The sequence below is a fragment of the Achromobacter sp. K91 genome (genome assembly GCF_003576205.1).
In the GTDB taxonomy this organism is placed as follows: Bacteria; Pseudomonadota; Gammaproteobacteria; order Burkholderiales; family Burkholderiaceae_B; genus Achromobacter; species Achromobacter aegrifaciens.
In genome coordinates, this window is the sequence record NZ_QWFB01000067.1 from 1 (window position 1) to 2708 (window position 2708).

Sequence of the window (2708 nt, forward strand, 5' to 3'; positions counted from 1 at the left end):
GGATATGGCGGCAGCGCCTGCTGCGCGCGCTGCACCGCCAGTTCCGCACAAGCGGACCGGCGGATGCCCGCCAGCGCTACGAGGCGTACTGCGCCCGGCGCGGCAAGGCGCTGCGCGACCACGCCGTATTTGAAGCCCTGCATGCCGCCCAGGCAGCGCATGGCGCAGACCACCAGCCCTGGACGCAATGGGCCGCCGGCCTGCGCGATCCGGACTCGCCGGAAGTCGAACGATATGCGCGGCAGCATCCGGTCGAGGTCGACTTCCATCGCTACGCCCAATGGCTGGCCGCCGAAAGCCTGGACCACGCGCAGAAGGCGGCGCGACGCGCCGGCATGCGCGTGGGGCTGATCGCCGACCTGGCCGTGGGCGACAGTCCGGACGGCAGCCACGCCTGGAGCCGCCAGACCGACCTGATGCCCGGCCTGTCCATAGGCGCGCCGCCCGACATCCACAATCCGCAAGGACAGAACTGGAACCTGGCCGCGTTCTCGCCGCGCGCAATGCATGCCCAGGGCTACGCGGCCTACATCGACATGTTGCGCGCCGCGCTGGCTCACGCCGGCGGCCTGCGCATCGATCACATCCTGGGCATGGCGCGGCTGTGGCTGGTGCCCGATGGACTGACGGCCGATGCGGGCGCCTATCTGCGCTATCCACTGCGCGAACTGCTGGCGCTCACGGCGCTGGAAGCCTGGCGCCATCGCGCGCTTGCCATCGGCGAAAACCTGGGCACGGTGCCTGAAGGTTTCAACCGCGAGCTGGCGGATCACGGCATCCTGGGCATGAATGTGCTGTGGTTCATGCGCCAGGAACCTGACGCGCCGCCATCTGCGCCGTCCACGCCGGCGCCCTTTCTTGCAGCCGGCGACTGGCCCGGCCAGGCCGTGGCCATGACCTCGACCCACGACCTGCCGACCTTGCGCGGCTGGTGGGCCGAGCGCGACATCGACCTGCGCGCCGAACTGGACTTGCTGGGCGGCGGCGACGATGAAGCCACGCTGCGGCGCAACCGCCGCATGGACCGCAGCTTGCTCGCGCAAGCCCTGGGCTGCGCCGCCGAGCCCGCGCGCGCGCCCCTGGAGGACATGCTGCGCTTCGTGTCCTCCAGCCCTTGTCCCCTGCTGTTGGTGCCCATGGAAGACCTGGCGGGCGAACTGGAACAGCCCAACCTGCCCGGCACAGTGGACCAGCATCCCAACTGGCGTCAACGCCTGGCCGCAAGCAGCGCGGCGTGCTTCGCCGCCCCTGCCGTGCAGGCCCGGCTGCAAGCCCTGCGCACCGGACGGGGCCGGCCATGACCATGCCGCGCGCCACGGCCCGCCTGCAATTGCATGCCGGCTATACCTTTGAGGACGCTCGAGCCTGCGTGGACTACTACGCGGACCTGGGGGTCAGCCACCTCTACCTGTCGCCCATCACCTGCGCCCGCCCCGGGTCCACGCATGGCTATGACGTCATCGACCATGGCGCGGTCAATCCGGAGCTGGGTGGGGAATCCGCGCTGAGGGATCTGGCCCGGGCGGCCCGTCGGCGCGGGCTGGGTCTCATCGCGGACATCGTGCCCAATCACATGGCGGCCCACCCCGCCAATGCCTGGTGGCGCGATGTGCTCGAACACGGCGCCGCAAGCGCGCATGCGCGCTGCTTCGACATCGACTGGGACGCGCCTGATCCCGCCCTGCGCGGCAAGGTCCTGCTGCCCATCCTGCCCGACTCCTACGGTGTGTCGCTGGCTCAAGGCGCAATGGCGCTGCGCTATGACGCCGATGCCGGACGCATCGAACTGGAGGTCTCCGGGCAGCGCTATCCCCTGGCCCCGGAGTCGCTTGCGCGCGGGCAGGATCCGCAGGCCCTGCTGCGCCGCTGCGACCCGGCGCGCGCAGCCGGCCGCGAGCGCCTGCACCGGCTGCTGGAGAGCCAGCATTACCGGCTGGCCTGGTGGCGTTGCGCTGCCGATCAGATCAACTGGCGGCGCTTCTTCGAGATCAGCGAGCTCGTGGGCGTACGGGTCGAGGACGAAGCCGTTTTCAATGCCGTGCATGCGCTGCCGCTGCGCCTGTATGCGGAAGGCTTGCTCGACGGACTGCGCATCGACCACATCGACGGGCTGGCCGCGCCGGGCGCCTATCTGCGCAGGCTGAATCGACGCCTGGCCGAAGCCGGAGCCCGCCGTCCACCTTCTTGCGCCCAATCGCAAGCCTACCTGGTGGCGGAGAAGATCCTGGCGCCGGACGAAGCGCCCGATGCGCGCTGGCAGCTGCATGGCACCACCGGCTATGACTTCATGGATCAGGTCGGCGCATTGCTGCACGACCCGCGGGCCGAGGCGCCGCTGCGGGCGTTCTGGCAGATGCTCACGGGCGATCTGCGCACGCCGCCGCGGCAGCTGGAAGCGGCGCGCACCCGCATGCTGCAGCGGCACTTTCCCGCGGAACGCCTGGCGCTGGTCCGCTGCCTGGAACGTTTGGCGCGGCAGGACCGCCGGACCCGCGACTGGTCCGCGCCGGCCATGGACCGCGTGTTGTCCGCGTGGCTGGCGGCCTTTCCGGTGTACCGGACCTACGCGGAGGACGGCGGCCGCAGCGATGCGGACCGCCATCACTGCGAGGCGGCCGGGCAACGCGCCGCCGCCCTGCTGCACGCGTTGCCCGGCCCAGCGGACGCTGCCTTGTTGGCGCAGATGGACCTGTCTCTTATACACATCT

General features: G+C 70.6%; 2 protein-coding genes. Both read left to right on the plus strand.

The window, feature by feature from the left end:
* A partial coding sequence (malQ, locus tag DXK93_RS29515; RefSeq protein WP_119451978.1) for a 4-alpha-glucanotransferase occupies positions 1 to 1301 on the plus strand: 1301 nt, incomplete at its 5' end.
* A gap of 2 nt (positions 1302 to 1303) precedes the next feature.
* Positions 1304 to 2708, plus strand: a 1405-nt coding sequence (gene treY / locus DXK93_RS29520; protein ID WP_370127922.1) for a malto-oligosyltrehalose synthase, incomplete at its 3' end; no start/stop codon positions are given.